This window comes from Kitasatospora sp. NPDC056731 (genome assembly GCF_040687675.1).
Classification (GTDB): domain Bacteria; phylum Actinomycetota; class Actinomycetes; order Streptomycetales; family Streptomycetaceae; genus Kitasatospora.
Genome location: NZ_JBFBNR010000094.1, coordinates 1 through 4,701, shown reverse-complemented (window position 1 = coordinate 4,701; position 4,701 = coordinate 1). Strand labels below are relative to the sequence as shown.

General features: G+C 70.5%; 3 protein-coding genes. 1 reads left to right on the top strand and 2 read right to left on the bottom strand.

Translation table 11 applies throughout. The features are described from left to right. Positions 1 to 266: 266 nt before the first annotated feature. Complete coding sequence (locus AB0R04_RS38740) at positions 267 to 1,709, top strand: NF041680 family putative transposase (protein WP_363378868.1); 1,443 nt, start codon at positions 267 to 269, stop codon at positions 1,707 to 1,709. Here AB0R04_RS38740 and AB0R04_RS38735 read toward each other — a convergent pair. Next, the gene (locus AB0R04_RS38735; RefSeq protein WP_363378866.1) at positions 1,675 to 2,235 is read right to left on the bottom strand and encodes a transposase; all 561 of its coding nucleotides are present in this window, start codon (positions 2,233 to 2,235) and stop codon (positions 1,675 to 1,677) included. The genes AB0R04_RS38740 and AB0R04_RS38735 overlap by 35 nt on opposite strands. After that, positions 2,151 to 2,747 (bottom strand): winged helix-turn-helix domain-containing protein, encoded by a 597-nt coding sequence (locus AB0R04_RS38730; protein ID WP_363378864.1) that lies wholly within the window; start codon positions 2,745 to 2,747, stop codon positions 2,151 to 2,153. The genes AB0R04_RS38735 and AB0R04_RS38730 overlap by 85 nt, the downstream gene beginning before the upstream one ends. Between the last annotated feature and the right edge of the window lie 1,954 nt (positions 2,748 to 4,701).

The window sequence follows — 4,701 nt, the reverse complement described above, 5'->3', positions numbered from 1 at the left end:
GGCGTTGGGGTGCGTGCATCGCAAGGCGGAGGAGGGAGTCCATGCGGAGCATCGGCGACTGACGACAACGCGGCGAGGTGCGTGCCCCAACGCCGGCGCGCAGGCGGGAGTTTGAAGACACGCCCTGGGCTTGTTCTTTTTCTTCCGGCCTCGAACGGCGTCTCGAACGAGGTCGCTCACTTGGGGATTCGCCGGACACGAAGGCGGCCTTCGTCTGATCCTGTGCTCCGACCAAGGTGCACGTGACCACGACGAAGGCCGTGAGTGTGAGTCTGCCGTCTGCTGCTGTCCGGAGGGAAGCATTCGCGGAAGCGTCACGCTTCCGGGGTGAGTTCTACGAGTGTCTGACCGCCCGGCGTGACGAGTTGTTCGAACTCACCGACGCGGTGCTGTGTGCGGACGGTGCGGTGAAGTCCCCGGTGGACCTGACCCTGGTACCCGAGCACCGTCGTGGGCACGGAGCGATGTACGGCGGCCTGAACCACGGCCGGATCGACGTCGTCCGGCTGCGGACGGTGCTGGCAGGGCTGTCGCTACCGCGTTTCGACGGCGGGCGCCTGGTCCTGGCGGTCGATGTGTCGTCGTGGCTCCGCTCGGACGCGCCGTGCTCGGCGGAGCGGCTGTTCTGCCATGTCTACGGCCGGGCGAGGACGGCCTCGCAGTTCATTCCGGGCTGGCCCTACTCCTTCGTGGCCGTGCTGGAGCCGGGTGCCACGTCATGGACGGCGATTCTGGACGTGGTCCGGCTCGGCCCGGCGGACGATGCGACCGCGATCACCGCCGCCCAACTGAGAGGCGTCGTGGAGCGGCTCATCGCCGCCGGTCAGTGGCAAGCCGGGGACCCGGACATCGTGATCGTCAGCGACGCCGGTTATGACGTCACCCGCCTGGCCTGGGTCCTGCGCGATCTGCCGGTCGAACTGGTCGGCCGGGTCCGCTCCGACCGCGTGATGCGTCTGCCGAAGCCGCCGCGGATGCACGGCGTCAACGGCCGGCCGCCCAGGCACGGCCCGGAATTCCGCTTCTCCAAGCCGGAGACCTGGCCCGAGCCCGCGATCACCACGGTCACGGACACCACCAACTATGGCAAGGCCGAGACCCAGGCGTGGGACCGGGTCCACCCCCGGCTCACCCACCGCTCCTCATGGCTCGATCATGATGGTGAACTGCCCTTGGTGGAAGGGACGTTGATTCGGTTGAAGGTCGAGTATCTGTCGAAGGGCAGGGATGCCCCGCCGGTGTGGCTGTGGTCCTCGAAGACCGGCGCCACTCCGGACGATGTGGACCGCTTTTGGCAGGCATTTCTCCGCCGCTTCGATCTGGAGCACACCTTCCGCTTCGCGAAGCAGACCCTGGGATGGACCACCCCGAAACTCCGCACCCCCGAAGCGGCGGACCGCTGGACCTGGATCCTCATCGTCGCTCACACCCAGCTCCGGCTTGCCCGGTCCCTAGCCTCGGACCTCCGCCGACCCTGGGAGAGGCCCACCACCCCCGGCCGGCTCACCCCCGCCCGAGTCCGCCGGGGGTTCAGGAACATCCGCGCACACCTCGCCTGCCCGACCCGTGTCCCCAAACCCCGAGGCATCGGCCCCGGACGGCCACCTGGCGCCAAGAACAAACACCGCGCACCCCGCTACGACGTCGGCAAGACCGTCAAACGCCCCGAGACCCTCAAGGCCATCGGCAAGCCTGGAAGATCCTGGTAGATAAAGAACAAGCTGGGACGTCGGGGCGGTACTGGAGACGTTTGAGTCGATTGCGGACGAGCGTGGCAAGTCGATCGAGGGCGACGCTGGCGAGGTTCGCGAGGCCGTGCTTCACGTGGGCCCACAGGTACTCGACCGCGTTCAGCTCGGGTGCGTATGCGGGCAGGACGAACACCGTCAGCCAGCCCCGCGCGCTGATCAAGTCGCGCATGGCATAGGAGACGTGAGTGTTGAGCCGGTCCCAGACCAGCACGATCGGCGCCCTGACCAGCTGGTGGATCCCGTCGATCAGATCGATGTAGTCGCGCTCGGACAGGCTGCGGCGTTCGCCCTTGCGCCCGCTGTGGCGCCGCAGCCGGTGGCACAGTCGGGTCCGGGAGCCCGGGCGCATCGCGAGCAGTCCGGCGACCGAGACCCGTCCCGAGCCGCGGCCGGAGACCTTCACGACCGGGGTGATGCCACGCCGGCCCCACGTGCGGCCCTTGGGCGGTCTGCGGGTGAACCCTGCTTCGTCCTCGAAGCAGATCCAGCCGTCGAAGGCCGCCCTGGTGCTTTTACCTCCGCCCAGGTCACCTCCTGCCACGCGGTCACGGCCCGCTCGTCGCGTTCGGCGGCCCGCCGCGCGGGGACCTGCGGGCTGAAGCCGAGCCGGTGCATCAGGCGGGTGGCGCCCGAGACGCTGTAGGACACATGGAACTTCCGGCCGATCAGCGTCGCCACCCGCGCGCCGGTCCACACCTGGTCCTCGTCCCAGCCGTGAGCGGCAGGGCCCTGCTCCAGGTAGGCGGCCAGCTTCTCCTGGCAGCGCGCGGACAGCTTGCAACGCCGGCCGCTCGCGCCTCGTGAGGCCAGGGCCGCCACCCCGCCCTCCATCCAGTCCTGGTGCCACTGGTAGGCCGACTTCGAGCTCACCCGCAGCCTGCGGGCGACCCCCGGCGGCCCCAGCCCATCGGCGAACAACCCGGCGGCCTCCAGCCGCACCACCTCGCGGCGCTGGCGACCTTTCGCCGTCAGCCCGCCCCCATCCGCATATCGCATACCTACGGCATAGCGCGCAAATGACCGTCAGTCAGCTACACGAACAGGCCAATCACCCCGAAGCGCCGAAGTCAGTATCCCCCTTTCAGGTGGATTCTTCTTTCGCTCTGCGTGTCTGCGGGCAGCACCTTTGTGAGCACATGTTAGAAGCAGGTTGACAGAAGGGGTTCTCATGCGTCAGGTCAATACGTTGGTGTCCGGTGGGCGGTTCCGCAGGCGGGTGTCCGCGGTGCTGGTGGTGCTGGCGGTCACCGTGCCGGCGGCGTTGGTGCCCGCCGGCACGGTGACCGCTCAATCCGCCCCGAGGGTGACGGGCCAGTGGGCGGTCGCTTCCGACGTCTACTACCGGGAGTTCACTCCCGGGCTCCACCGGTTCTCCGTGCCGGAGGGCACGACCCGGATGACCGTGTACGCCTGGGGCCGTGGCGGCTCCGGTGGAGGCGGGGGAAGCGGCGGCGGAGGAGGAGGCGGAGGTGGCGGAGGCAGCTTCCCGCCCCTCGTCTCCAACCCCGTCGGTGGCGGTGGTGGCGGTGGCGGCGCGGGCGGCAGCGGCGGCGGAGCCGGTGGCAGCGGTGGCAGCGGCGGCTTCACGAAGTGCACATTCGCCGTCAAGCCCGGTGACCTGATCAGTCTCAATGTGGCCGTCGGCGGTTCCGGCGGCGCTGGCGGGGGAGGCGGCTCCGGCGGCGGTGGCGGCGCGGCCGGCTCCCTCTTGACCAGCGGTCTGGCCGGCTCCTCCGGGACATCCGGGCAGCAGGGGGGCGTCTACAGGTTCACCCCAGACACAGAAGTGAATGTGCCGAAGGGCATTGTGTTCGCTCACTCCGGCGGCAACGGGGGAGGCGGGGGCAGCGGTCCCTCCGGCGGAGGCGGGCGGGGCGGCGAGAACGGCAAGGTCGGCAACTCCGGTGGCGCGGGCGGTGCCGGAGGGGCCTCCGGCGGCAGCAGCGCGGGCGGCGCAGGAGGCGCGGGAGCCGCCGCCGCCGCTCCCGCTTTCTGCGACGAGTCAGGACCGCAACTGGGCGGCAACGCGGGGACCCCGGGACAGTCCGGCACCGCAGGGTTCCCCGGTGTCACCGGGGGGCAGGGCACGGCGGGCCGGCCTGCCCAGGGTGAACGCGGCGGAGCCGGCGGCAGCGGCGGAACCGGCTCCGCCGGGGCGGCCCCGCCGGCCACCCCGGCCGTCCCGTTCGCCCCGCCCCCCGGTACCGGCGTCGGAGGCGCCGCCGGAAACGGAGGGGCCGGGAACACCGGCGGCAAGGGAGGAAACGGTGGCGGCCCCTCCCCCCACCCCTCTTCACAGTCCGGCGCGTCCGGGGCAGCGGGCCAGAGCAGCCAGCAGGGCACCCCAGCAGGACCCGGACACGTCCTGATCGCGATCACGGTCGACTGATGGAACCGCCTTCCGGCCGAACCTGACCCGGGTCAGCGGCGGCTGTCGCCCGGCGCGAGCAGACTGATCAGCTCGGCTATCGCCGCCGGGGGCCTTGAAGCAACGGCGCATATTCTCCGGCTTCCTATGCCGGACTGGGCCATCAGTATCAGCTGCGCGCGCCTTGATCACGAGGCGCGCCAGGCCCGAAATGATGGTACTCGTGCAGGTCCCGGCCCGTGCTCTCCTCGCGCCGACAGCGATGTGCGCGACGAGCAGAGCGCGGGCCCGGCCGTATTCGAGAGCGGCCCGGCCCGGTGCCCGGGTTCGCCTGATCAGAGGCCCGGTTCCAGAAGCTGGCCCCCGGGTCAGCGGCGTGGAAACCTCCGGCCCAGGAGTCCAGCGGCCCGCGTGGCCAGAGCCTCTTGGTGAAAGGGGAAGGAGGCTGGGAGTCCGGTGACCAGGCGAGCGCGGCATCCTCCGCTGATACTGATCTCGGCGCTTCAGGGTGATGGTGGTGGGAGGTCGAGGGAGAGTCCGGTCCCGGCGAGGAAGCCGTCGAGGAGGTCGGAGCGGTACTGC